25 protein-coding genes are annotated in these 24124 nt (G+C 54.7%); 14 read left to right on the top strand and 11 right to left on the bottom strand.

What is annotated here, in order from left to right:
• Positions 1-7: 7 nt before the first annotated feature.
• On the top strand, positions 8-106 hold the full coding sequence (locus IM295_RS07040) for a YoaK family small membrane protein (RefSeq protein WP_193066452.1): 99 nt from the start codon (positions 8-10) through the stop codon (positions 104-106).
• 126 nt (positions 107-232) lie between these two features.
• On the opposite strand, the gene IM295_RS07035 is transcribed toward IM295_RS07040, so the two are convergent.
• Both IM295_RS07035 and IM295_RS07030 read right to left on the bottom strand, forming a co-directional pair.
• On the bottom strand, positions 233-481 hold the full coding sequence (locus tag IM295_RS07035; protein ID WP_028012758.1) for a GlsB/YeaQ/YmgE family stress response membrane protein: 249 nt from the start codon (positions 479-481) through the stop codon (positions 233-235).
• 278 nt (positions 482-759) lie between these two features.
• Positions 760-2244: a diguanylate cyclase gene (locus IM295_RS07030; protein WP_367117665.1), complete on the bottom strand. Its 1485-nt coding sequence runs from the start codon at positions 2242-2244 to the stop codon at positions 760-762.
• A 172-nt stretch (positions 2245-2416) separates the two neighbouring features.
• Between IM295_RS07030 and IM295_RS07025 the strand changes: the two genes are divergently transcribed.
• Complete coding sequence (locus IM295_RS07025; protein ID WP_192970920.1) at positions 2417-3916, top strand: EAL domain-containing protein; 1500 nt, start codon at positions 2417-2419, stop codon at positions 3914-3916.
• A 1-nt stretch (position 3917) separates the two neighbouring features.
• On the opposite strand, the gene IM295_RS07020 is transcribed toward IM295_RS07025, so the two are convergent.
• The 3 genes from IM295_RS07020 to icd all read right to left on the bottom strand — a co-directional run bounded on the left by IM295_RS07020 (position 3918) and on the right by icd (position 5908).
• Complete coding sequence (locus tag IM295_RS07020) at positions 3918-4163, bottom strand: DUF2543 family protein (protein WP_193066451.1); 246 nt, start codon at positions 4161-4163, stop codon at positions 3918-3920.
• A 69-nt stretch (positions 4164-4232) separates the two neighbouring features.
• Complete coding sequence (locus IM295_RS07015) at positions 4233-4580, bottom strand: DUF1304 domain-containing protein (protein WP_028012754.1); 348 nt, start codon at positions 4578-4580, stop codon at positions 4233-4235.
• A 77-nt stretch (positions 4581-4657) separates the two neighbouring features.
• Positions 4658-5908: an NADP-dependent isocitrate dehydrogenase gene (gene icd / locus IM295_RS07010; protein WP_003857898.1), complete on the bottom strand. Its 1251-nt coding sequence runs from the start codon at positions 5906-5908 to the stop codon at positions 4658-4660.
• Between the two features lie 117 nt (positions 5909-6025).
• On the opposite strand from icd, the gene rluE reads away from it, so the two are divergent.
• The 8 genes from rluE to IM295_RS06970 all read left to right on the top strand — a co-directional run bounded on the left by rluE (position 6026) and on the right by IM295_RS06970 (position 13833).
• Positions 6026-6679 (top strand): 23S rRNA pseudouridine(2457) synthase RluE, encoded by a 654-nt coding sequence (gene rluE, locus IM295_RS07005; RefSeq protein WP_045261618.1) that lies wholly within the window; start codon positions 6026-6028, stop codon positions 6677-6679.
• 9 nt (positions 6680-6688) lie between these two features.
• On the top strand, positions 6689-7162 hold the full coding sequence (locus tag IM295_RS07000; RefSeq protein ID WP_028012752.1) for an NUDIX hydrolase: 474 nt from the start codon (positions 6689-6691) through the stop codon (positions 7160-7162).
• 40 nt (positions 7163-7202) lie between these two features.
• Positions 7203-8315 carry a tRNA 2-thiouridine(34) synthase MnmA gene (mnmA, locus tag IM295_RS06995; protein ID WP_063437665.1) on the top strand — a complete coding sequence of 371 codons (1113 nt, stop codon included), beginning with the start codon at positions 7203-7205 and terminating at the stop codon, positions 8313-8315.
• A 26-nt stretch (positions 8316-8341) separates the two neighbouring features.
• Complete coding sequence (gene hflD / locus IM295_RS06990) at positions 8342-8971, top strand: high frequency lysogenization protein HflD (protein WP_013097081.1); 630 nt, start codon at positions 8342-8344, stop codon at positions 8969-8971.
• Between the two features lie 19 nt (positions 8972-8990).
• On the top strand, positions 8991-10361 hold the full coding sequence (purB, locus tag IM295_RS06985; protein ID WP_014883421.1) for an adenylosuccinate lyase: 1371 nt from the start codon (positions 8991-8993) through the stop codon (positions 10359-10361).
• A 124-nt stretch (positions 10362-10485) separates the two neighbouring features.
• Positions 10486-11157 (top strand): two-component system response regulator PhoP, encoded by a 672-nt coding sequence (gene phoP / locus IM295_RS06980; protein WP_025911763.1) that lies wholly within the window; start codon positions 10486-10488, stop codon positions 11155-11157.
• The gene (gene phoQ / locus IM295_RS06975) at positions 11158-12621 is read left to right on the top strand and encodes a two-component system sensor histidine kinase PhoQ (RefSeq protein WP_193066450.1); all 1464 of its coding nucleotides are present in this window, start codon (positions 11158-11160) and stop codon (positions 12619-12621) included.
• 90 nt (positions 12622-12711) lie between these two features.
• Positions 12712-13833 (top strand): cupin domain-containing protein, encoded by a 1122-nt coding sequence (locus tag IM295_RS06970; protein WP_047364295.1) that lies wholly within the window; start codon positions 12712-12714, stop codon positions 13831-13833.
• Between the two features lie 42 nt (positions 13834-13875).
• Here the strand turns inward: IM295_RS06970 and pepT are convergent, their stop codons facing one another.
• The gene (gene pepT, locus IM295_RS06965) at positions 13876-15099 is read right to left on the bottom strand and encodes a peptidase T (protein ID WP_193066449.1); all 1224 of its coding nucleotides are present in this window, start codon (positions 15097-15099) and stop codon (positions 13876-13878) included.
• Positions 15100-15336: 237 nt separating this feature from the next.
• Here pepT and potA point away from each other — a divergent pair, with 237 nt between their 5' ends.
• From potA to potD, 4 genes are read left to right on the top strand one after another with little or no spacing between them, the layout of a single operon-like run.
• Positions 15337-16485: a spermidine/putrescine ABC transporter ATP-binding protein PotA gene (potA, locus tag IM295_RS06960; protein ID WP_167401640.1), complete on the top strand. Its 1149-nt coding sequence runs from the start codon at positions 15337-15339 to the stop codon at positions 16483-16485.
• Positions 16469-17326 carry a spermidine/putrescine ABC transporter permease PotB gene (gene potB / locus IM295_RS06955; RefSeq protein WP_041910497.1) on the top strand — a complete coding sequence of 286 codons (858 nt, stop codon included), beginning with the start codon at positions 16469-16471 and terminating at the stop codon, positions 17324-17326. Before potA ends, potB begins: the two co-directional genes overlap by 17 nt.
• Positions 17323-18114, top strand: a complete 792-nt coding sequence (gene potC / locus IM295_RS06950) for a spermidine/putrescine ABC transporter permease PotC (protein ID WP_048959704.1) — start codon at positions 17323-17325, stop codon at positions 18112-18114. Before potB ends, potC begins: the two co-directional genes overlap by 4 nt.
• Positions 18111-19145 (top strand): spermidine/putrescine ABC transporter substrate-binding protein PotD, encoded by a 1035-nt coding sequence (gene potD, locus IM295_RS06945; protein WP_193066448.1) that lies wholly within the window; start codon positions 18111-18113, stop codon positions 19143-19145. The genes potC and potD overlap by 4 nt, the downstream gene beginning before the upstream one ends.
• Positions 19146-19184: 39 nt before the next feature.
• On the opposite strand, the gene cobB is transcribed toward potD, so the two are convergent.
• From cobB to lolC, 5 genes are read right to left on the bottom strand one after another with little or no spacing between them, the layout of a single operon-like run.
• A complete protein-coding gene (cobB, locus tag IM295_RS06940) occupies positions 19185-20006 on the bottom strand; it encodes a Sir2 family NAD+-dependent deacetylase (protein WP_193066447.1) in 822 nt (273 codons plus the stop codon).
• Positions 20007-20020: 14 nt separating this feature from the next.
• A complete protein-coding gene (gene nagK / locus IM295_RS06935; protein WP_028012741.1) occupies positions 20021-20932 on the bottom strand; it encodes an N-acetylglucosamine kinase in 912 nt (303 codons plus the stop codon).
• 54 nt (positions 20933-20986) lie between these two features.
• On the bottom strand, positions 20987-22231 hold the full coding sequence (gene lolE / locus IM295_RS06930; RefSeq protein WP_045261624.1) for a lipoprotein-releasing ABC transporter permease subunit LolE: 1245 nt from the start codon (positions 22229-22231) through the stop codon (positions 20987-20989).
• Positions 22231-22932, bottom strand: coding sequence for a lipoprotein-releasing ABC transporter ATP-binding protein LolD (lolD, locus tag IM295_RS06925; protein WP_008500772.1), 702 nt, complete (start codon positions 22930-22932; stop codon positions 22231-22233). The genes lolE and lolD overlap by 1 nt, the downstream gene beginning before the upstream one ends.
• Positions 22925-24124: a lipoprotein-releasing ABC transporter permease subunit LolC gene (gene lolC / locus IM295_RS06920; protein WP_028012739.1), complete on the bottom strand. Its 1200-nt coding sequence runs from the start codon at positions 24122-24124 to the stop codon at positions 22925-22927. The genes lolD and lolC overlap by 8 nt, the downstream gene beginning before the upstream one ends.

The following is a 24124-nucleotide window of genomic DNA, read 5'->3' as shown; positions in this document are numbered from 1 at the left end:
TGATGATATGAGAATAGGGATCCTCTTCCCGGTCGTTATTTTTATAACGGCGGTGGTGTTTCTGGCGTGGTTTTTTGTCGGTGGTTACGCTACTCCGGGGGCATAAATGAGAAAAACCACCCTTATAATGTTGATCGTTGCCGTCGTGGCGTTTGCCGGCACGCAATTTGGCTGGTGGTAAACCCGTTACGTAAAAAGGCCGCCATATGGCAGCCTTTTTAACGCTTCAGTATTAGCTTTTGATCTTTCTGTAGATAAACAGCACAACCAGCGCGCCGATCACCGCGACCGCGAAACTGCCGAAGTTAAAGCCATCGACTTTACCAAAACCGAACAGCGTACTGATCCAACCGCCGACTACCGCGCCGACAATACCCAGTATTATGGTGACGATAAACCCACCGCCATCTTTGCCCGGCATGATCCACTTCGCCAGAATACCCGCAATAAGCCCAAAGATAATCCAGGATAAAATTCCCATAACTTTCCTCTCTGTATGGTTTTTGTCATTAAATCAACGACACAAAAAGGATAGCACAGGATCTGAGAAAGGAAATTTGTGATAAGCCTCACAGAGAGAGTCTGCGCATTTCTTCATCAACATGCCCTTCCACAAGAACTGTGGGGTTGCATCTTTTGTTGAGAAAGATTATCTTTCTCAACACTGAATAGTTGAGATAAACACTCAGGTATTCAGTACGACATTGCTCACATTGCTTCCAGTATTTCTTGCCCACTCATGAGTGGGCTTTTTTTTGATCAAGCCCCAACGAAAGCGTGCCGGTTGCGCCCGCCGCGTTTTGCCTGATAGAGCGCCTGGTCGGCAGCATTAATAATATTCTGCTGGCTACCCGCGATGTTGACAGCACGCGCACTGGAGACCCCTACGCTTACCGTGACCCACCCGAAGGGGCTAAACGCGTGTTCAATTTGCTGAGAGAAAACATAGCGAATAATCGTCTGCGCAAGGCGGAGCGCCTCCTGGATATCCGTTTCAGGCAAAATCAGCGCAAACTCCTCCCCGCCATACCGCGCCACAATCTGGTTGTCGCGGGTGAGACTTTCCCTGAGGCAGTTTCCCAGCAACGCCAGGCATCTGTCCCCTTCCGGATGACCGTAGTTATCGTTGTACTTTTTGAAGTAGTCCACATCCACAAGGAGCAGCGAAACCGGCGCGTCCTTTGCCGCACACGCCGCAATTTCCGAGAGGATTTTTTCATCAAAGATGCGCCTGTTATAAAGCCCTGTCAGCGCATCCTCCGAGGCAATAATCTTTAGCGCTTTGTTATCCCGTGCTTTTCTGGATAAGTCGGAATAGAGGAAACAGGACGCCACGATGAGCGTCGCGGTAAACACCAAAATAAGTGCGGCAAGCTGAATCGCCTGCTTGCGCCACGGTGAAAGGGCTTCATCAATGCTTACCGCTACCGTCGTAACCAGTCCGTAGCGCCTGTTTTTCTCATAGGCATAAATGCGTTCGATTTTATCAAACCTGGAGACAGAGCTGGCTATCCCTGTATTTTGTACCTTGAGGTATTTTCTGAAGAGAGGTGAGTCAGAAAAAATCGTACCGATATAGTTATTTTTAAAGGGATAACGAATCAGTAAAACGCCTGCTTGCGTCGTTAAACCAATAACGCCCGCGTGACCAATATTAATTTGTCCATAAAGCGCCAGAAAATTTTCGATACCCAGCGTCACCACCACAACACCGTTAAATGCACCGGTGTGGGTTTCAAGGCGTCGGCTAAGAGTAATAACCCATTTACCATTGGTTCTGCTTATCACCGGCTCACCGATATAAATCTGCTGACTTTTATTTTCCTTGTGATAGACAAAAAATGCCCTGTCCGCGCCATTATGGGGGCCCGCAAAATTCTTGTGCAATGCAGTGAAGATATCCCCATGCGCATCATAGACAACCACATTATTAATCTGAGTAAGAAGATTATCCTGATTGCTTATCATTCGCTGAATATTGATCGCCTGTTGGGGGGTCATACCATAAATTTCGATTGTGTCGGAAACGGTGGTAATCAACATTTCACTTTGGCGAATGATCCCTTCCGTGTAGACGTTAAGGGTATGGCTCAGGTTGGCAACGCTGGTATTGATTTGCTGGATTGACTGCTGTCGGGACGTGGCAATCTGGACGGCAAGCGACAATGAAACAATCAATGAGACAATGATGACGGTAATGGTTGTTGTGTAAAAAGTATTTTTCACATGCACGAGCTTTTCCACCTTATCACGCCTGGCATCCCTGGCTGACAACTCTTGTCACTGTAACAAAGCTCAGGTTAAGAGGAAAACAAATTGCACTTAAGCATAACGGCTGCCGTTATTATCAGGCTTGTAGCTTGCACTGCCTGTGATAAGATTTGAGAGATGAGGGAGCGGACAGGGTATCTGGAAAATGAAAAAGATCATTGCCGTTACTATCGTTTCAGCGTTTCTGGTCTTCCTGTCTCTTTTTGCGGTTAATGCAGTTATCGGGAGCCAGCAGAAAAGCAAACAGCTTGAGATTTCCCGAACCCTTTTACAGCATTCAGAAAGTCTGACCCAGAGCATGGCGCAGACGCTCAAAAACCTGACCACACAGGGATGCGACAGAGATAGCCTCGATCGCTACCGGCAGGTCAAGCTCGAAAGCCGCTATGTCGCTGACGTCGGTTTTATTGAAAAGGGAAAAATAGTCTGTACCGCTTTTTGGGGTAAACTCGTTAATCCTGTCTCGCTTCCTGAAGAGCTCCATGAAACGCCCAGAGGATTTCTCCTCGCGCAATTTTCGAGAAAGGATTTTTTTACCGGCAATGCGGCCATCTATAATAATCACATTATCTTCACCTCCCGCTATGCTTACGATAAATTCACCCCGGTTACGGAGAGCTATTCTCTGAGCACCACCACCAGGGACTTAAGCAGAACGTTTTTTTCGGCTACGCCTGAATTAAACCAGCAGAGCGAACTGAATTCCTCCTTGTTTACCCTGACCCTCACCCGGTGCAGCACCACGTGGGATTTGTGCGTCATTGTGAAGCATCACAACGCGGGACTGGCCTCGTTATCTCCCGTTTTATTTATCGTTCTCGCGGTCATTTTATGTTTTATCTGGATAGCGATAACGCTCTTTTTCTTTCGACTCAACGAGGACCGGTTCTCCCTGGAGCGGACGCTGGTCAAAGCTGTTATCACTAATACTATCGGCGTTCATTACCAGCCCATTGTTCGGATTGAGGATAAAAAAATTGTAGGCGTGGAGGTCTTGTCGAGATGGCGTGACGCAAGATACGGTGACGTCTCCCCGGAACTGTTTATTCCATTAATCAAAAAAATTGGCCTGTATAAAAATTACTATATTAATATTCTCCAAAAATCCCTTTCGGATATCGCGCCACTTATTATTAAATATCATCTGGTTGTTTCGCTCAATGTTGGCCGAACGGAAATTGAAGACGGACAGTTTATCAGCATTTTGCGCCGTAGCTGTTTAGCTAATAACATTCCGCTCTCTCTGATCAAAATCGAGCTTTCTGAAAAAGCCATTTCAACGGGGAATATTCTGGAAGATTTCTGCAAGGATTTAAAAAACCTTGGCGTGAGAATATCCATTGATGACTTCGGGGTGCAAAACTCAAACCTGGCAAGGCTTTCGCTGCTTGAATATGATGAGATCAAAATCGACAAGTCGCTGGTCGATGGCATCAGTGAACATTACAAGCAGAACATTTTTGTCATTTTTAGCGACGCCCTCGCAAAACTGAATAAAACGCTTGTTTTCGAAGGCGTAGAGAGCGAAATACAGTATCGCTTTATTGCTGAAAGATACCCCGAGGCGCTGATTCAGGGATGGTATTTCTCAAAATCCGTCACCCGAAGCGAGCTTGCGAAGCGACTCGCTGGGATCGCGCGGTAGGTTACTCGTATCCCCACTGATTGAGAAAGTTCGCAATATCATCAATACGTTCGGCACGAACCCCGGCTTCATGCGCCATCTCCTGCTGAGCTTCCTCATCGATCTCCTCATTATTCGACAAACGCGTGAGAAGCAGCTGGAAATAATGCGCCAACGAGTCCTGCTCTGACTCACTCACGGGCTTTGTGGCTTCCGTCGCGTACTCTTCGACGATGTCATAATACTTCAGTGGGATTTCGTTATTCATAACAGCGTTAATCTCTGAGGGTGAAGCCACAAGTATATCCGACGACGTACGGTTAACCAACGCGTTGCGTCAGATAAGCAGGGCAAGCAGGGCTGCAAGAGCAGGTATGGCCTGAACGTACAGTATCTTTCGGCTGGCGGTCGCTGCGCCAAAGAGTCCGGCAATCAACACGCAGGTCAGGAAGAAGATGGCAACAGATATACCCTTTTCACCAAGCCAGAGGCTCCAGAGCAGACCCGCAGCCAGAAAACCATTATACAGCCCCTGATTCGCGGCCAGCACGCGAGTGTCGCGCGCAAAATCGGGACGCAGATTAAAAGCCTTGTGCCCTGTTCTGGTGTTCCACAGGAACATTTCCAGCACAAGAATGTAGATATGGATGAATGCAACGACAGCGATAAGAACAGTAGCGAGCATCGTGTTATTTCCCGCAGGCAGAAGCAAAAAAAACGGGAACCCTCAGGCCCCCGCTCTTGTTTAACCCAGAATCTGGATTACATGTTCGCGATAATCGCGTCGCCAAACTCTGAGCATTTCAGCAGCTTAGCGCCTTCCATCAGACGTTCGAAATCGTACGTTACGGTTTTCGCGTTGATCGCGCCTTCCATACCCTTGACGATCAGGTCTGCGGCTTCGAACCATTCCATATGACGCAGCATCATCTCTGCGGAGAGGATGATAGAGCCTGGGTTCACTTTGTCCTGGCCTGCGTATTTTGGTGCAGTGCCGTGGGTTGCTTCAAACAGGGCGCACTCGTCGCCGATGTTCGCGCCAGGGGCGATACCGATACCGCCCACCTGTGCCGCCAGGGCGTCAGAGATGTAGTCACCGTTCAGGTTCATACAGGCGATCACGTCGTATTCAGCAGGACGCAGCAGGATCTGCTGCAGGAACGCATCGGCGATCACATCTTTAATGATGATCTCTTTGCCGGTGTTCGGGTTCTTGATCTTCTGCCACGGGCCGCCGTCGATCAGCTCACCGCCGAACTCTTCGGTCGCCAGCTGGTAGCCCCAGTCTTTGAACGCGCCTTCGGTGAACTTCATGATGTTGCCCTTGTGAACCAGGGTCACAGAATCACGGTCGTTGGTGATCGCGTATTCGATGGCCGCACGCACCAGGCGCTTGGTCCCTTCTTCAGAGCACGGCTTAATGCCGATACCGCAGTGCTCAGGGAAGCGAATTTTCTTCACGCCCATCTCTTCGCGCAGGAATTTAATCACTTTTTCTGCATCAGCAGAGTCCGCTTTCCACTCGATACCCGCGTAGATGTCTTCTGAGTTTTCGCGGAAGATAACCATGTCGGTCAGTTCAGGGTGCTTAACCGGGCTTGGGGTGCCCTGATAGTAACGAACCGGACGCAGACACACGTACAGGTCCAGCTCCTGACGCAGCGCCACGTTCAGGGAACGGATGCCGCCGCCGACCGGAGTGGTCAGTGGGCCTTTAATAGCAACGCGGTAGTCGCGGATCAGGTCCAGCGTTTCCGCTGGCAGCCAGACGTCCTGGCCATAAACTTGCGTCGATTTCTCACCGGTGTAAATTTCCATCCAGGAAATTTTACGCTCGCCTTTGTAGGCTTTCTCAACAGCGGCATCAACCACTTTCAGCATTGCCGGGGTAACGTCTACACCGATACCGTCGCCTTCGATGAACGGAATAATCGGATTGTGAGGAACGTTAATCTTGCCGTTTTGCAGGGTGATCTTTTTACCTTCCGCCGGAACAACTACTTTGCTTTCCATTAACCTCTCCTTCGAGCGCTTCTGGTTGTTACTGATCTTATGTTAATAAATTGTAATGAGCCCTTCGATAGTACCTGATTGTCCTGCGCCATGAAAGGTCTTCGTTATTAGGCTATAATGCGGCAATTGATAACGCCTGAAAATACCATGAAGAAAACTTCTTTTACAAAACACCGGGTTGAGCGATTCAGCTCACGACAAGCCGCCAGACGACCGCAAGAAACCCAGCCAAAGCGGGTTATTCTGTTCAATAAACCCTACGATGTTTTGCCGCAGTTTACCGATGAGGCCGGACGCAGCACGCTCAAGGATTACATCCCTGTTCAGGGCGTCTACGCCGCCGGTCGCCTGGACCGGGACAGCGAAGGACTTTTGGTCCTAACCAACGACGGCGCCCTACAGGCAAAGCTTACACAACCGGGCAAACGCACCGGCAAAATTTACTTTGTGCAGGTTGAAGGCGAGCCGGACGAAGAGACGCTGGCGAAACTGCGCAGCGGGGTGACGCTGAACGACGGTCCCACCCTGCCCGCCGGTATTGAACGCGTGAATGAGCCGGAGTGGCTGTGGCCGCGTAACCCGCCCATTCGCGAGCGCAAATCCATCCCGACAAGCTGGCTCAAAATCACCCTGTATGAAGGCCGCAACCGCCAGGTGAGACGAATGACCGCGCACGTCGGCTTCCCTACCCTACGTCTGATTCGCTACGCTATGGGCAGCTACACGCTGGATACGCTGGCAAACGGCGAATGGCGCGACGCTGCCCCTTAAGGAGAAACGATGTTTAAACCTCATGTTACGGTCGCCTGCGTGGTGCACGCGCAGGGAAAATTCCTCGTTGTGGAAGAGAGCATCAACGGCAGGGCGCTGTGGAATCAGCCTGCCGGGCATCTTGAAGCCAATGAAACGTTGCTGCAGGCCGCGAAGCGCGAGCTCTGGGAAGAGACCGGCATTCGCGCTGAGCCCCAGCACTTCATTCGCATGCACCAGTGGATTGCGCCCGACAGCACCCCATTCCTGCGCTTTTTATTCGCCGTTGAGCTTAGCGAAACGTGCGCCACAGAACCGCATGATGACGATATCGATCGCTGCCTGTGGGTCACCGCCGAGGAGATCCTGAACGCGCCAAACCTGCGCTCACCGCTGGTTGCGGAAAGCATCCGCTGCTGGCAGTCAGGCGCACGCCTGCCGCTGGGTGTCATCGGAGAATTTAACTGGCCGTTTACAGAGGGTGTCAACGGTGGGGGGGCGTGATAGAATACGCCGCCTTGAAGTTCAATGTCGTGAGTATTCCATGTCAGATAACAGCCAGAAAAAAGTGATCGTCGGCATGTCCGGCGGTGTCGATTCCTCCGTTTCCGCCTACCTGTTGCAGCAACAGGGCTATAAGGTGGAGGGCCTGTTCATGAAGAACTGGGAGGAAGACGATGGCGAGGAATACTGCACTGCCGCAGCGGATCTCGCCGACGCGCAGGCCGTATGCGACAAGCTCGGCATTGAACTGCACACCGTTAACTTTGCCGCAGAATACTGGGACAACGTCTTTGAACTGTTCCTGGAAGAGTACAAAGCGGGCCGTACCCCGAACCCGGATATTCTGTGCAACAAAGAGATCAAATTTAAAGCCTTCCTGGAATTCGCCGCGGAAGATCTGGGCGCTGACTACATTGCGACCGGTCACTACGTGCGTCGTGCGGACGTGAATGGCAAAAGCCAGCTGCTGCGCGGCCTCGACGGCAATAAAGATCAGAGCTACTTCCTTTATACGCTGAGCCACGAACAGATTGCGCAAAGCCTGTTCCCGGTCGGCGAACTGGAAAAGCCGGAAGTGCGTAAAATTGCCGAAGAGCTGGACCTGATCACCGCGAAGAAAAAAGACTCCACCGGTATCTGCTTTATCGGCGAGCGCAAATTCCGTGATTTCCTGGGCCGCTACCTGCCTGCACAGCCAGGTAAAATTGTCACCGTTGATGGCGACGAGATTGGTCAGCATCAGGGGCTGATGTACCACACCTTAGGCCAGCGTAAAGGCCTGGGTATTGGTGGGACGAAAGAAGGCAGCGAAGATCCGTGGTACGTGGTCGACAAAGACGTCGAAAACAATATTCTGGTGGTGGCTCAGGGTCACGACCACCCGCGTCTGATGTCCGTTGGCCTTATCGCACAGCAGTTGCACTGGGTCGATCGCGAGCCCCTGAAAGGCACGCTGCGCTGCACGGTGAAAACGCGCTACCGCCAGACCGATATTCCTTGCACCATCACCGCGCTTGATGTCGACCGTATTGACGTCCGTTTCGACGAGCCGGTCGCCGCCGTTACCCCGGGCCAGTCTGCTGTCTTCTACAGCGGCGAAATCTGCCTGGGCGGCGGAATCATTGAACAGCGCCTGCCGCTGCCCGCTGTTTAACCGATTGCACACATAAAGGAGACCGTGTGGCGAAGAATTATTATGACATCACCCTTGCGCTGGCAGGAATTTGCCAGTCTGCTCGTCTGGTGCAACAGCTGGCGCATCAGGGTCACTGTGACGCTGATGCCCTGCACGTTTCGCTCAACAGCGTTATCGACCTCAACCCCGGTTCAACCCTGGGCGTGTTCGGCGGCAGCGAAACCAATCTTCGTCTCGGTCTTGAAACCCTGCTTGGCGTGCTTAACGCCAGTAGCCGTCAGGGGTTAAACGCGGAACTGACCCGCTACACCTTAAGCCTGATGGTGCTTGAGCGTAAGCTGAGCGCGGCAAAAGGCGCGCTCAATACCCTGGGCGATCGCATCGCCGGCCTACAGCGTCAGCTCGACCATTTTGACCTGCAGTCTGAAACGCTGCTGAGCGCCATGGCGGGCATTTACGTTGACGTCATCAGCCCGCTGGGCCCGCGCATTCAGGTCACCGGCTCCCCTGCCGTGCTGCAAAGCCCGCAGGTGCAGGCGAAGGTCCGCGCTTCCCTGCTGGCTGGGATCCGCGCCGCCGTGCTGTGGCATCAGGTTGGCGGTGGCCGCCTGCAGTTAATGTTTTCTCGTAATCGCCTGACCACTCAGGCAAAACAAATTCTTGCTCATTGTTAACCTCCCGGAGTTGCGAATTATGGAATTATCCTCACTGACCGCCGTATCCCCTGTCGATGGACGCTACGGCGATAAAGTCAGCGCGCTGCGCGGAATCTTCAGCGAATATGGTTTGCTGAAGTTCCGTGTTCAGGTTGAAGTACGCTGGCTGCAGAAGCTGGCCGCCCAGGCAGCAATCAAGGAAGTTCCTGCTTTTGACGAAAAGGCAAACGATTACCTTGATAAAATCGTTGCTGAGTTTAGCGAAGAAGATGCCGCGCGCATTAAGACCATTGAACGCACCACCAACCACGACGTGAAAGCGGTTGAGTATTTCCTGAAAGAGAAAGTGGAAAGCGTCCCGGCCCTGCATGCGGTATCCGAGTTCATTCACTTCGCCTGTACGTCCGAAGATATCAATAACCTGTCTCACGCGCTGATGCTCTCCACCGCGCGTAAAGAAGTGGTGCTGCCTTACTGGCGTAAAATCATCGACGCGGTGAAAGCGCTGTCCGTGGAATACCGTGACATTCCGCTGCTTTCCCGTACTCACGGCCAGCCAGCCACCCCATCCACGATGGGTAAAGAGATGGCGAACGTGGCGTACCGTATGGAGCGCCAGTATCGTCAGCTGGAGCAGGTTGAAATTCTGGGTAAAATCAACGGCGCGGTCGGTAACTACAATGCCCACATTGCCGCGTACCCGGAAGTTGACTGGCATCAGTTCAGCGAAGAGTTCGTGACCTCTCTGGGGATCCAGTGGAACCCGTACACCACCCAGATTGAGCCGCACGACTACATTGCAGAGCTGTTTGACTGCATCGCGCGCTTCAACACCATCCTGATCGACTTCGATCGCGACGTGTGGGGCTACATCGCGCTGAACCACTTCAAGCAGAAGACCATCGCCGGAGAAATTGGCTCCTCCACCATGCCGCACAAAGTGAACCCAATCGACTTCGAAAACTCCGAAGGCAATCTGGGCCTGGCGAATGCCGTGCTGCAGCATATGGCGAGCAAGCTGCCGGTTTCCCGCTGGCAGCGCGACCTGACCGACTCCACCGTGCTGCGTAACCTGGGCGTGGGCATTGGCTACGCGCTGATCGCGTATCAGTCCACCCTTAAGGGCGTGAGCAAGCTCGAAGTGAACCGTGACCGTCTTCTGGACGAGCTGGATCACAACTGGGAAGTATTGGCAGAGCCGATTCAGACCGTGATGCGCCGCTACGGTATCGAAAAACCGTACGAGAAGCTGAAAGAGCTGACACGCGGTAAACGCGTCGATGCCGAAGGCATGAAACAGTTTATCGACGGTCTGGCACTGCCGGAAGAAGAGAAAACCCGCCTGAAGGCCATGACTCCGGCGAATTACATTGGCCGCGCCATCACCATGGTTGATGAGCTGAAGTAATGTTCCTTCCCCCCCTTTCCGCCCGGAAAGGGGGTTGCTTTTCCCCGGTTTACTGAATGTTTATCCCCACAGCAACATAATCAGCGTTAAACTATTCATACTATTTATTCTGGGAGAAAAGATGATGCGCGTACTGGTTGTTGAGGATAACGCATTGCTACGCCACCACCTGAAGGTTCAGCTTCAGGAGATGGGACATCAGGTGGATGATGCTGAAGATGCAAAAGAAGCCGATTATTATCTCAATGAACACCTGCCGGACATCGCCATTGTCGATTTAGGCCTGCCTGATGAAGACGGCCTGTCGTTAATTCGTCGCTGGCGCAGCCATGACGTTTCCCTGCCGGTTCTGGTTCTCACCGCCCGCGAAGGCTGGCAGGACAAAGTTGAAGTGCTCAGCGCCGGTGCGGATGATTACGTCACCAAACCGTTTCACATTGAAGAAGTGGCGGCGCGCATGCAGGCGCTGTTACGCCGCAACAGTGGGCTGGCTTCACAGGTTATCTCCATTCCGCCTTTCCAGGTGGATCTCTCCCGTCGCGAGCTCTCGATTAACGATGAAGTGATCAAGCTCACCGCGTTCGAATACACCATTATGGAAACGCTGATCCGTAACAGCGGAAAAGTAGTGAGCAAAGACTCCTTGATGCTCCAGCTCTACCCTGACGCTGAGCTGCGCGAGAGTCACACCATAGACGTGCTCATGGGCCGTTTGCGTAAGAAAATTCAGGCGCAGTATCCGCAGGACGTGATTACGACCGTCCGCGGCCAGGGCTACCTGTTCGAATTACGCTAAATGAGACGGATTTTGCGCCACATTCTGCCCCTCTCGCTGCGGGTTCGTTTTTTACTGGCAACGGCCGCGGTGGTGCTGGTGCTGTCGCTCTCCTACGGTCTGGTCGCCCTGGTGGGCTACAGCGTCAGCTTCGATAAAACGACCTTTCGACTGTTACGCGGCGAAAGTAATCTGTTTTATACCCTTGCTACATGGGAAGACAACCACATCACCGTTGAAATGCCGGAGAACCTGGATCAACAGAGTCCTACTTTAGCCCTGATTTACAATGAAAAGGGAAAGTTGCTTTGGGCGCAACGCGATATTCCGTGGCTGGCGAAAAGCATTCGTCCGGAGTGGCTCAAAACCAACGGGTTTCATGAGATAGAAGCCGATCTCAATACCACCAGCACGCTGATTCGCGAAGATCGCTCGATGCAGCAAAAGCTCAATGAAATCCGGGCTGACGATGCCGAGACGGAAATGACGCACTCGGTGGCGATCAATATCTACCCGGCGACCATGAACATGCCGCAGTTAACCATTGTGGTGATCGACACCATTCCGGTTGAGCTAAAACGTTCCTATAAGGTCTGGGGCTGGTTCGTTTATGTTCTGGCCGCAAACCTGCTGCTGGTGATCCCGCTGCTTTGGGTGGCGGCGTGGTGGAGCTTGCGCCCTATTGAGTCCCTGGCGCGAGAGGTGCGCGAGCTTGAGGAACATCATCGTGAAAAGCTCAATCCGGAAACCACCCGTGAGCTGACCAGCCTGGTGCGTAACCTCAATCGCCTGCTGAAAAGCGAGCGTGAACGCTATGATAAGTACCGTACGACCCTGACCGACCTCACCCACAGCCTGAAAACGCCGCTGGCCGTAATGCAAAGCACCCTGCGTTCCATGCGCAGCTCAAGGCTGAGCGTCGACGATGCCGAGCCGGTGATGCTGGAACAAATCAGCCGAATCTCGCAGCAAATTGGCTACTATCTGCACCGCGCCAGCATGCGTTCCGGCAGCGCGCTGCTGAGCCGCGAGCTGCACCCGGTGGCTCCGCTGCTGGATAATCTCACGTCCGCCCTTAACAAGGTGTATCAGCGTAAAGGTGTCAACATCAGCCTCGATATTTCGCCTGAAATTAGCTTTTTAGGCGAAAAAAATGACTTTATGGAAGTGATGGGCAACCTGCTGGATAACGCCTGTAAATACTGCCTGGAGTTTGTTGAAGTATCGGCGCGCCAGACGGATAACGAGTTACACATCATCGTTGAGGATGATGGCCCCGGGATCCCGCTTAATAAACGTGATGTGGTGTTCGATCGCGGTCAGCGAGCGGATACGCTGCGCCCCGGTCAGGGCGTGGGTTTAGCCGTCGCCCGCGAGATTGTCGACCAGTATGACGGAAAAATCGAAACCAGCGAAAGCTTGCTCGGCGGGGCCAGAATGGAAGTGATTTTTGGTCGTCAGCAGCCCACATCGGATGATAGTTAACCCGTTATGTGAAAAATGCGAGGATCTCGCAGCCGGGGGGCTGAGCTTCCGTTATAATCCGAGTCAGTAAGAGCCTGCGGATAAAAAAATATGGATTATCATTTAACACTTAACTGGCCCGAGTTTATTGAACGTTACTGGCAAAAGCGCCCGGTGGTTCTGAAACGCGGGTTCAGCAACTTTGTCGACCCTATCTCACCTGACGAGCTGGCCGGTCTGGCCATGGAAAACGAAGTCGACAGCCGTCTGGTCAGCCACCAGGACGGGAAATGGCAGGTCAGCCACGGTCCTTTCGAAAGCTACGATCATCTCGGCGAAAGCAACTGGTCGCTGCTGGTGCAGGCGGTTAACCACTGGCACGAGCCGACTGCCGCGCTAATGCGCCCGTTCCGCGCCCTGCCCGACTGGCGAATGGACGATCTGATGATCTCCTTCTCCGTACCTGGCGGCGGCGTGGGTCCGCATCTGGACCAGTACGACGTGTTTATCATTCAGGGCACGGGCCGCCGCCGCTGGCGCGTGGGCGAAAAAGTGCCGATGAAGCAGCACTGCCCGCACCCGGATCTGCTTCAGGTGGATCCGTTCGAAGGCATTATCGACGAAGAGCTGGAGCCAGGCGATATTCTCTACATTCCGCCAGGATTCCCTCACGAAGGTTACTCCCTGGAGAACTCGCTGAACTACTCTGTCGGGTTCCGTGCGCCAAGCGGCCGCGAAATGATCAGCGGCTTTGCCGACTATGTCCTGCAGCGCGAGCTGGGAAGCTATCGCTACAGCGATCCGGATGTGCCTGCACGCGAGCATCCGGCAGACATCGTGCCAGAAGAGCTGGATAAGCTGCGCGGCATGATGCTGGATCTGATCAACGAGCCGGAACATTTCAGGCAGTGGTTTGGCGAATTTATCAGCCAGTCACGCCACGAGCTGGACGTTGCACCGCCGGAGCCGCCGTATCAGGCAGATGAGATCTATGATGCGCTGCAGCAGGGTGACAAGCTGGTTCGTCTGGGCGGATTACGCGTGCTGCGCATTGGTGAAGAGGTCTTCGTCAACGGTGAGAAGCTCGACTCCCCGCACCGCCCGGCGCTGGAAGCCATTGCCAGCCATATGGTACTGACTGCAGAAACCTTTGGCGACGCGCTGGAAGACCCATCCTTCCTCGCGATGCTGGCCGCGCTGGTCAACAGCGGGTACTGGTTCTTTGAGGACTGAGTTGTGACAATGCCCGGTGGCGCTGCGCCACCGGGCATTTTTTTAGCGTTTAGCGGTTAACTCGGCTATGCGCACAATCACCTTCACCGCCTTTTCCATCCCTTCCAGCGTCACAAACTCATGCTTGCCGTGGTAGTTATAGCCCCCGGTAAACAGGTTCGGGCACGGCAGCCCCATAAACGACAGCTGCGAGCCGTCAGTTCCGCCGCGAATCGGTTTTAATACCGGTTCAATATCGCAGTCTCGCATCGCCTGCTGGGCGATATCCAGAATGTGCGGATGGGCCATCACCTTGTCGCGCATATTGTAATAGCTGTCTTCAATGATCAGCTCAATATAGCAGTCAGGATGCAATCCCTTCCCAACCTTCTTGGCGATCTCCATCATTTTGCGCTTGCGCGCCTCAAAAGCTTTACGGTCAAAATCGCGGATGATGTAGTGCATCTGCGCGCTGTCCACGGTGCCTTTGATGCTGGTGAGGTGATAAAAGCCCTCGTACCCCTCTGTCTGTTCAGGGCTCTCTTCCGCCGGGACTTCCGCATGAATACGCGACGCCAGCGACAGCGCGTTCACCATCACCCCTTTGGCAGACCCCGGGTGAACGTTGTTTCCGACAATTTTTATGGTCACCGACGCCGCGTTGAAGTTTTCATACTCCAGCTCGCCCACGCCACCACCGTCGACGGTATACGCCCACTGCGCGTTAAAAGCGTCCACGTCGAAGTGCTTCGCGCCCTTACCCACCTCTTCGTCCGGGGTAAAGGCAACGCGGATGTCCCCGTGCGGGATGTTTTTATCTTTCAGCACTGCCAGCGCCGTCATGATTTCCGCGATGCCCGCCTTGTCATCCGCCCCCAGCAGCGTTTTACCGTCGGTGGTGATCAGCGTCTGGCCGAGCAGCTGGTGCAGCACCGGGAACATCACCGGAGAGAGCACTTCGTCGCCAATCCCCAGCGCGATATCACCGCCGCGGTAGTTTTCCACGATCTGCGGGTTCACGTGTTTGCCGCTAAAATCAGGTGAGGTATCGACATGAGAAATAAAGCCAATCGCCGGAATATCACCCGGCACATTCGCCGGCAGCGTTCCCATCACAGTGCCTTTTTCGCTTAACGTGACGTTGACCAGCCCCATGGCCTCAAGCTGCTCTTTAAGCAGGTTTAACAACTTCCACTGGCCTTCGGTGCTTGGCACCTGGCGGACACCCGGCTTAGATTGGGTATCCAGCGAAACATACTGTAAAAAACGCTCAAGTAATTTATCCATGCAGTCACCCTCACTTTTTGTGACAACATTATCAGTAAGCATCAAAACGCAAATATTGCGTCAGGTCACTTTTATCCCGCAAACGAGAACTTTTTACGTTTATATCTTTATGCGTTAATAAATGTAGCTTATGAATCAGTGACAAGGATTGGCGATTACGGGGGATTGCCGTAGAATGTCCGCCCTCATTACGAGTCACCAAGGTGGTTACACACAAACCCCGCTTCAGTCTGCTGCCTGAGGCGTCTATATGGGACAGCGCAAAAATTGAATACACAATCCCGTTCTCGTTCACCGCTGGTGCAACTGGAACGAATTCGTAAAAGCTTTGATGGCAAAGACGTCATTTCCGACCTCAACCTGACCATCAATGATGGTGAGTTTCTTACGCTGCTTGGCCCTTCCGGCTGCGGCAAAACCACCGTACTGCGCCTTATCGCCGGGCTGGAAAGCGTTGATAATGGCCGCATCCATCTTGAGAACCAGGACATAACCCAGGTTCCTGCCGAAGATCGCCACGTCAATACCGTTTTTCAGAGCTACGCCCTGTTCCCGCACATGACCGTGTTTGAGAACGTGGCGTTTGGCCTGCGGATGCAAAAAACCCCGGCTAATGAGATCGAACCGCGCGTCACCGAAGCCCTGCGCATGGTTCAACTGGAGACGTTTGCCCAGCGAAAGCCCCACCAGCTCTCCGGCGGTCAGCAGCAGCGCGTGGCCATTGCCCGCGCGGTCGTCAATAAACCGCGCCTGCTTCTGCTGGATGAATCCCTCTCCGCGCTGGATTACAAGCTGCGCAAGCAGATGCAGAACGAGCTGAAAGCGCTACAGCGCAAGCTCGGCATCACCTTTGTCTTCGTCACGCACGATCAGGAAGAGGCGCTGACCATGTCAGACCGTATCGTGGTAATGCGTGACGGTAAGATTGAACAGGACGGTACGCCGCGTGAAATATACGAAGAGCCGAAAAACCTCTTTGTCGCCAGCTTTATTGGCGAGATCAATATCTTCAACGCCACCGTACTTGAGCGTCTGGATGCACAGCGCGTTCGCGCGAACGTCGAGGGACGCGACTGCATTATCACCGTGAACTTTGCCGTCGAGAAAGGACAAAAACTCAACGTCCTGCTGCGCCCGGAAGATCTCCGCGTTGATGAGATCCACGACACGGCCGACGTCGAAGGTCTGATCGGTTACGTTCGCGAACGTAACTATAAAGGGATGACCCTCGAGTCCGTTGTGGAACTGGAGAACGGCAAAATGGTGATGGTCAGCGAATTCTTTAACGAGGACGATCCTGACTTTGACCACTCTCTTGACCAGAAAATGGTTATCAACTGGGTAGAAAGCTGGGAGGTTGTGCTGGCTGATGAAGAACACAAGTAAGTTCCAGAAGGTGGTCATTGCCACTATCGTCGGTTGGCTTGTGTTATTTGTCTTTTTACCCAACCTGATGATCATCGCCACCAGCTTCCTGACCCGCGACGATGCAAACTTCGTTTCGCTGGTCTTTACGCTGGACAACTACGCGCGCCTGCTCGATCCGCTCTATTTCGACGTGCTGTTGCACTCGCTCAATATGGCGCTGATTGCCACCGTGGCCTGCCTGCTGCTGGGGTACCCTTTCGCATGGTTCCTGGCGGGACTGCCGCAAAAGGTGCGCCCGCTGCTGCTGTTTCTGCTGATTGTGCCGTTCTGGACCAACTCGCTGATTCGCATCTACGGGCTGAAAATCTTCCTCAGCACCAAAGGCTACCTCAACGCGTTTCTGCTGTGGCTGGGCGTGATTGATACGCCAGTGCGCATCATGTTTACCCCAGGTGCGGTAATCATTGGCCTGGTCTATATCCTGCTGCCGTTTATGGTGATGCCGCTCTACTCCAGCATTGAGAAGCTCGATAAACCGCTGCTGGAAGCGGCAAAAGATCTGGGGGCCAGCAAGCTGCAGACCTTTATCCGCATTATCATTCCGCTGACCATGCCCGGCATTATTGCGGGCTGTCTGCTGGTGATGCTCCCGGCGATGGGCCTGTTCTACGTGTCTGACCTGATGGGCGGGGCGAAAAACCTGCTGATTGGGAACGTGATCAAGAGCCAGTTCCTGAACATCCGCGACTGGCCGTTCGGCTCCGCGACCAGCATTACGCTCACGGTGGTGATGGGGCTGATGCTGCTCGTTTACTGGCGCGCTTCTCGCCTGCTCAACAAGAAGGTGGAACTCGAATGATCGGTCGACTGCTTCGCGGCGGTTTTATGACCGCCATTTACGCTTACCTTTATATCCCGATTATCATTTTGATCGTGAACTCGTTTAACAGCTCGCGGTTCGGGATCAACTGGCAGGGGTTTACCACCAACTGGTACAGCCTGCTAATGAACAATGACAGCCTGCTGCAGGCCGCACAACACTCGCTGACGATGGCGATCGTCTCCGCCACCTTCGCCACGCTGATTGGCTCGCTGACCGCCGTGGCGCTGTATCGCTACCGTTTTCGCGGCAAGCCGTTCGTCAGCGGCATGCTGTTTGTAGTGATGATGTCGCCGGACATCGTGATGGCGATTTCGCTGCTGGTGCTGTTTATGCTGCTGGGCGTACAGCTTGGCTTCTGGTCGCTGCTGTTTTCCCATATCACCTTCTGCCTGCCGTTTGTGGTGGTCACCGTCTACGCGCGTCTGAAAGGGTTCGACGTGCGCATGCTGGAAGCGGCGAAAGATCTGGGTGCCAGCGAGATGATCATCCTGCGCAAAATCATCCTGCCGCTGGCGATGCCTGCCGTCGCCGCCGGATGGCTGCTCAGCTTTACCCTGTCGATGGATGACGTCGTGGTTTCCTCCTTCGTGACCGGGCCGAGCTACGAAATTCTGCCGTTGAAGATCTATTCGATGGTAAAAGTTGGCGTCTCACCGGAGGTGAACGCGCTGGCGACCATACTGCTGCTGTTTTCGCTGGTTCTGGTGATCGCCAGCCAGGTTCTTGCTCGTGATAAAACAAAATCTCAGGGGACAATGAAATGAAAAAAATGCTCGCCGCTGCGGCGCTGGTGCTTGGCATGGGTGCCGCGCACGCTGATGACAGCAAAACGCTCTACTTCTACAACTGGACGGAATACGTGCCGCCGGGCCTGCTGGAGCAGTTCACCAAAGAGACGGGCATCAAGGTGATCTACTCGACCTACGAGTCGAATGAAACCATGTACGCCAAGCTCAAAACCTACAAGGACGGCGCCTACGATCTGGTGGTTCCTTCCACGTACTTTGTCGACAAAATGCGCAAAGAGGGCATGATCCAGAAGATCGACAAAACGAAGCTAACTAATTTTTCAAACCTCGATCCTGAGATGCTCAACAAGCCTTTCGACCCGAATAACGACTACTCCATTCCGTACATCTGGGGCGCGACGGCGATTGGCGTGAACAGCGAGGCCATCGATCCGAAAACGGTCACCGGCTGGGCGGATCTGTGGAAACCGGAATACAAAGGCAGCCTGCTGTTAACCGATGACGCGCGTGAAGTGTTCCAGATCGCGCTGCGTAAGCTTGGCTATTCCGGTAACACCACCGCTCCGAAAGAGATCGACGCGGCTTACAACGAGCTGAAAAAGCTGATGCCTAACGTGGCGGCATTCAACTCTGATAACCCGGCAAACCCGTATATGGAAGGCGAAGTAAACCTGGGGATGGTGTGGAACGGCTCTGCGTATGTTGCCCGTCAGGCCGGGACGCCGCTGGAGGTGGTCTGGCCGAAGGAAGGCGGGATCTTCTGGATGGATAGCCTCGCGATCCCGGCCAACGCGAAGAACGTGGACGGTGCGCTGAAGCTGATTAATTTCCTGCTGCGTCCGGACGTGGCGAAACAGGTAGCCGAGACGATTGGCTACCCGACGCCAAACCTGGCCGCCCGCAAACTGCTGAAGCCTGACGTGGCTAACGATAAGTCACTCTATCCGGATGCCGAAACCATCAGCAAAGGAGAATGGCAGAACGATGTAGGCGACGCGAGCCGCCTTTACGAAGAGTATTATCAGAAGTTAAAAGCAGGTCGTTAATGCAATACATAACGGGCGACGCAACGTCGCCCGTTACTCTTACAGCCCCTTCAGAAGCTTATCTACAAACGCTGGCACCACCTCGCTCGCCAGGCCATATTGCTTCTCTTCAAACTCGCTGCCCACCTGGCTCGGCTCCAGATTGAGCTCCACCGTATGCGCCCCGTGCAGTCGCGCTTCGTGAACAAACCCCGCCGCCGGGTAAACGTGCCCTGATGTGCCAATAGCGATAAACACGTCCGCCATCGCCAGCGCGCTGTAGATCTCATCCATCCCCAGCGGCATTTCGCCAAACCAGACCACGTGCGGACGCAGGCGCGACGGGAACTGGCAGCAGTGGCACTTGTCCTCTGGCAGCACGTCCTCTTTCCAGTCCAGCACCTGGCCGCTCCAGGCGCAGCGAACTTTAAGCAGCTCGCCATGCATGTGGATGATGTTCTTGTTACCTGCCCGCTCGTGCAGGTTGTCGATATTCTGCGTCACCAGCAGAAAGCGGTCCCCGAGCACCTCTTCCAGCTTCGCCAGCGCCAGATGCGCCGCGTTTGGCGCAATCTCAGGCTGCTGAAGCTGCCGACGGCGAGCGTTGTAAAACGCCTGCACGAGATCCGGATCGCGGGCAAAGCCTTCCGGCGTCGCCACGTCCTCGACGCGGTGCTCTTCCCACAGCCCGTCTGCCGCACGGAAGGTTTGAATTCCTGACTCGGCGGAGATCCCCGCCCCGGTCAGTACCACCACTCTGGGTTTATCCATCGCTTCTGGCATGATTCTGTCTCTGAAAAAGATCCGCTGGCGCAAGCGCTCTCGTAAGCGGCGTTTGTTTTTGCGAAAACGGCTGAGTCGACCCTGGCGACGCGACAGCATAAAGACCTCGTAAACTAATCGGTGAGATGAAGGAATGCGGCTCCGCGCATGCCTCCCGCGTCCCCGTGTCGCGCGCGTTCAATGCGCGGCACGCGGGCGACCGGCAATAAATGTCGGGGCAGACGCCCGGACAACCGTTCCGTAATCGCAGTAAAGTTTGACAGCCCTCCCCCGATCACCAGCAGATCCGGGTCGACGATGGTGAGAATATTTCCCAGGCACACCGCCAGCAGATCCAGATAGCGCTCGACGTGTTCACGCGCCTGCGCATCCCCCTGCTCCCACAGGGTAATGATTTGAGGGGCCTCAAGTTTCTGATGATAGAAGTGTTCGTAAAGCCATGCAAACCCGCGTCCTGAGAGATAGTTCTCGATACAGCCGTGCTGGCCGCAGCCGCAGCGGGTCAGCGGGAAATCACGCCCTACCACCTCCAGCGCATCCACCGGGAGACGGATATGACCAAACTCCCCGGTGATGTAGCTGCGCCCGGTAATCGGCTTGCCGTTGATGACAATCCCCCCGCCTACGCCGGTACCGAGGATCAGCCCCATCACCAGCGGATAGCGGCGGAATTCATCGTCCCAGGCTTCAGAGAGAGCAAAGCAGTTGGCATCGTTATCTAAACGCACGTCGCGTTCAAGGAGGGCCGAGAGGTCGGCGCGGAGCGGTTTACCGCTGGCGGCAGGCACGTTGGCGGCATACAGCGTGCCATCATCGGTTTCCGGCATGCCCGGAATACCAATGCCGACGCTGCCTTTCACGCCAAAGCGTTCATCCGCCTGCGCCACCAGCGCAGTAATGGCGGTTAAAAATTCATCGTAGCTTTCGCGTGGCGTGGGAACGCGGGTTTCCCACTGCAGTTTGAGGTCTTTATCAAACACGCCGAGCGCAATCTTGGTGCCGCCAATATCAAATCCATAATACATAACGCATTCCTCTTTCTGACATAGCGGCCTCAGGACCGCTACACCATGACGTAATTACTGGCCACTTAATACCCTCGCCGGATCAATTCGGCTTGCGCGACGCGCCGGATACCAGCTTGCCAGCAGACTCAGTAAAAGTGCTGTAACCAGCACATAAAAAACGTCCAGCCAGTGCAATTCAGACGGCAGGAAGTCAATAAAATAGATGTCACCGGACAGGAACTGGTGACCAATAAGCTTTTCAATCCCGTTGATAATCGGCGTCAGCTGCAGAGAAACCACCACGCCAATCACCACGCCGCAAAGGCTGCCGAACAGCCCTGCCAGCAAACCGTACCAGACGAAGATGGCGCGAATAAGACCGTCTTTTGCCCCGAGGGTACGCAACACGGCGATGTCGCCGCTCTTGTCCTTAACCGCCATTACCAGCGTCGAGACGATATTAAAGCACGCCACGCCAATCACCAGCACCATCGCCAGATACATGATCGCACGGATCATCTGGATATCACGGTACATATATCCGTAAGTGCCGATCCAGCTTTTGATGTAGACATAGTTATTGGTGACGCTGCCGGCATCACGCACCAGTTTGTTGGCGTTAAAGACGTCGTTCACCTTAATGGCAATGCCCGTCACGCTGTCGCCCATGTCGAGATACTGGCGTGCATCCTCCATCGGCACCATCGCAAAGCTGTGGTCAAGCTGACCGCTCAGCTGAAGAATACCGGTAACGTGCAGGCGCACGCGTTTTGGCTGCTGCAGTTTGTGATCGGCACTGGCGTTGGGGATCATGATTGACACCCAGTCGCCCTGCTTCACCTTTAGGGCATCGGCAACGCCTTTACCCATAATGATCTGCTGCTCGCCGGCCTTAAAGTTCGCCCATGCGCCGTTCTGAACATATTTCGGCAGCGCGCTGAGCCGCTCCTCCTGGGCCGGGTTGACCCCTTTAACCTGGATGGCGCGCAGGTTTACCCCGCTCTCCACCAGCCCGGTAAAGTTAATGTAGGGCGCGGCCGCGGCAATGCCCGGCACTTTTTCCACTTTGGCGAGCGCATCGCTCCAGTTGGCCCACGGCTGGTTAACCGGCTCGATCTCCCCGTGCGGCACCACCGCCAGAATGCGGTTATTCAGCTCGCGCTCAAAGCCGTTCATGGCGCTCAGGCCGACAATCAGCACCGCTACGCCCAGCGCAATACCGATGGTCGAGATAACGGAGATCAGCGACACCATGCCGCCGCGTCGGCGACCGCGGCTAAAACGTAACCCGATGAGTAACGATAACGGTGACGCCATTACTCTGCTCCCATCAGGGTCAGTTCCGCGTTCAGATGGCCGTCGCGCATCTCAAGCTGGCGACCCATGCGTTTTGCCAGCTGCAGGTCGTGAGTCACCACCAGAAACGCGGTTCCCTGCGAGGCGTTCAGCTCGCCGAGAAGCTGGAAGATACTGTCCGCATTGCGTGCGTCCAGGTTACCGGTCGGTTCATCCGCCAGCACCAGGCGCGGATTATTGACCAGCGCGCGGGCAATCGCCACGCGCTGGCGCTCGCCGCCGGACAGCTCCGACGGGCGGTGATTTCCCCGGTGGCCCAGTCCTACCGCTTTCAGCATATCGCTGGCGCGGGCGTTAATTTCTGCCGGTTTCTTTTTACCAATCAGCAGCGGCATCGCCACGTTTTCCAGCGCCGTGAAGTCCGGCAGCAGGTGGTGGAACTGGTAGATAAAGCCCAGCTCGCGGTTACGCAGCTCGGCCTTCGCCGCAGAGGACATTTTGCTCATCGGCTGACCGGAGAAGATCACGTCGCCGTTGGTTGGCGTGTCCAGCCCGCCCAGCAGGTGCAGCAGAGTACTTTTGCCCGAGCCGGAGCTGCCGACAATCGCCATCATCTCGCCCTCGCCCACGCTGAAGCTCACATTGTGCAGCACGTCAGTCTGCACAGTGCCTTCCTGATAGCGTTTGGACAGGTTGTCGCATTGCAACAGGATCTTATTCATAACGTAAAGCCTCAGCGGGTTGAGTGGCGGCAGCGCGCCAGGAAGGATAAAGCGTAGAAAGCAGCGCAATGGCCATCGCGGCCAGCGCAATTCCGACCACCTGCAGCGGCTCGATAGCCACCGGCAGCGCCGCGCCGTCAAGGAGCGCGCCGATGATCGGCATTAAATTATTAAGCTGGCTGGCAAGCAGTGCGCCGAGCACGGCGCCCAACAGCGCGCCGATAATGCCTGCACTGGCCCCCTGCACCATAAAGACCGCCATGATCTGGCGCGGCGTCAGACCCTGGGTTTGCAGGATGGCGACTTCGCCCTGCTTCTCCATCACCATCAGGCCCAGCGAGGTGATGATGTTAAATGCAGCCACGGCGACGATCAGGCTCAGCAGCAGCCCCATCATGTTTTTTTCCATACGCACGGCCTGGAACAGCTCGCCTTTACGCTCGCGCCAGTCCTGCCATTTGGTGCCGTCCGGCAGTTTTTGCTGGCTGAGGGTATCGACCTTCAGGGGCTGATCGAGCCACAGGCGCCAGCCGGTGATATTTCCCGCCGGGTAACGCATCAGGCGTGACGCATCCTGAATGTTCACCAGCATCTGATAGCCGTCAACTTCGCTGTTGGCGGCAAAAGTACCAATCACGTTAAACAGGCGCTGGCTCGGCAGGCGACCCATTGGCGTAAACTGGCTGGCGGACGGCACCATCACGCGCAGCTGATCGCCGCGGTTGACGCCAAGCTGCCCGGCAAGCTGCTCACCCAGAATCACGTTGTATTTTCCGGCTTCCAGATCGGTTTGCTTCACGTTAACCAGGAACGGCGTCAGCGGATCTTTTTGCGCCGGGTCGATACCCAGCATCACGCCGACCGCCACGCTGCGGGCGCTTTGCAGCACCACATCGCCAGTGGTTAAGGGCGCAACGCGCGTGACACCCTGTAACTTCGCCGCGCTTTCCGGCAGCTGTTGCGGGTTAACGGAACCGTTGTTCGATGAGAGAACGGCCTGCGGCATCAGCCCCAGGATGTTGTTTTGCAGCTCGCGCTCGAAGCCATTCATGACGGAAAGCACCGTCACCAGAGCCATCACGCCGAGCGTAATGCCAATAGTCGAAAGCCAGGAGACAAAGCGACCGAAGCGGTCCGCGGCGCGCCCACGCATGTAGCGTAAGCCTATGAAGAGTGCGACAGGTTGATACAT

The sequence above is a fragment of the Enterobacter cloacae complex sp. P14RS genome (genome assembly GCF_014895895.1).
GTDB classification, from domain to species: domain Bacteria; phylum Pseudomonadota; class Gammaproteobacteria; order Enterobacterales; family Enterobacteriaceae; genus Enterobacter; species Enterobacter bugandensis.
The sequence above is the reverse complement of the archived record's forward strand: the minus strand, read 5'-3'. Positions and strand labels throughout refer to the sequence as shown.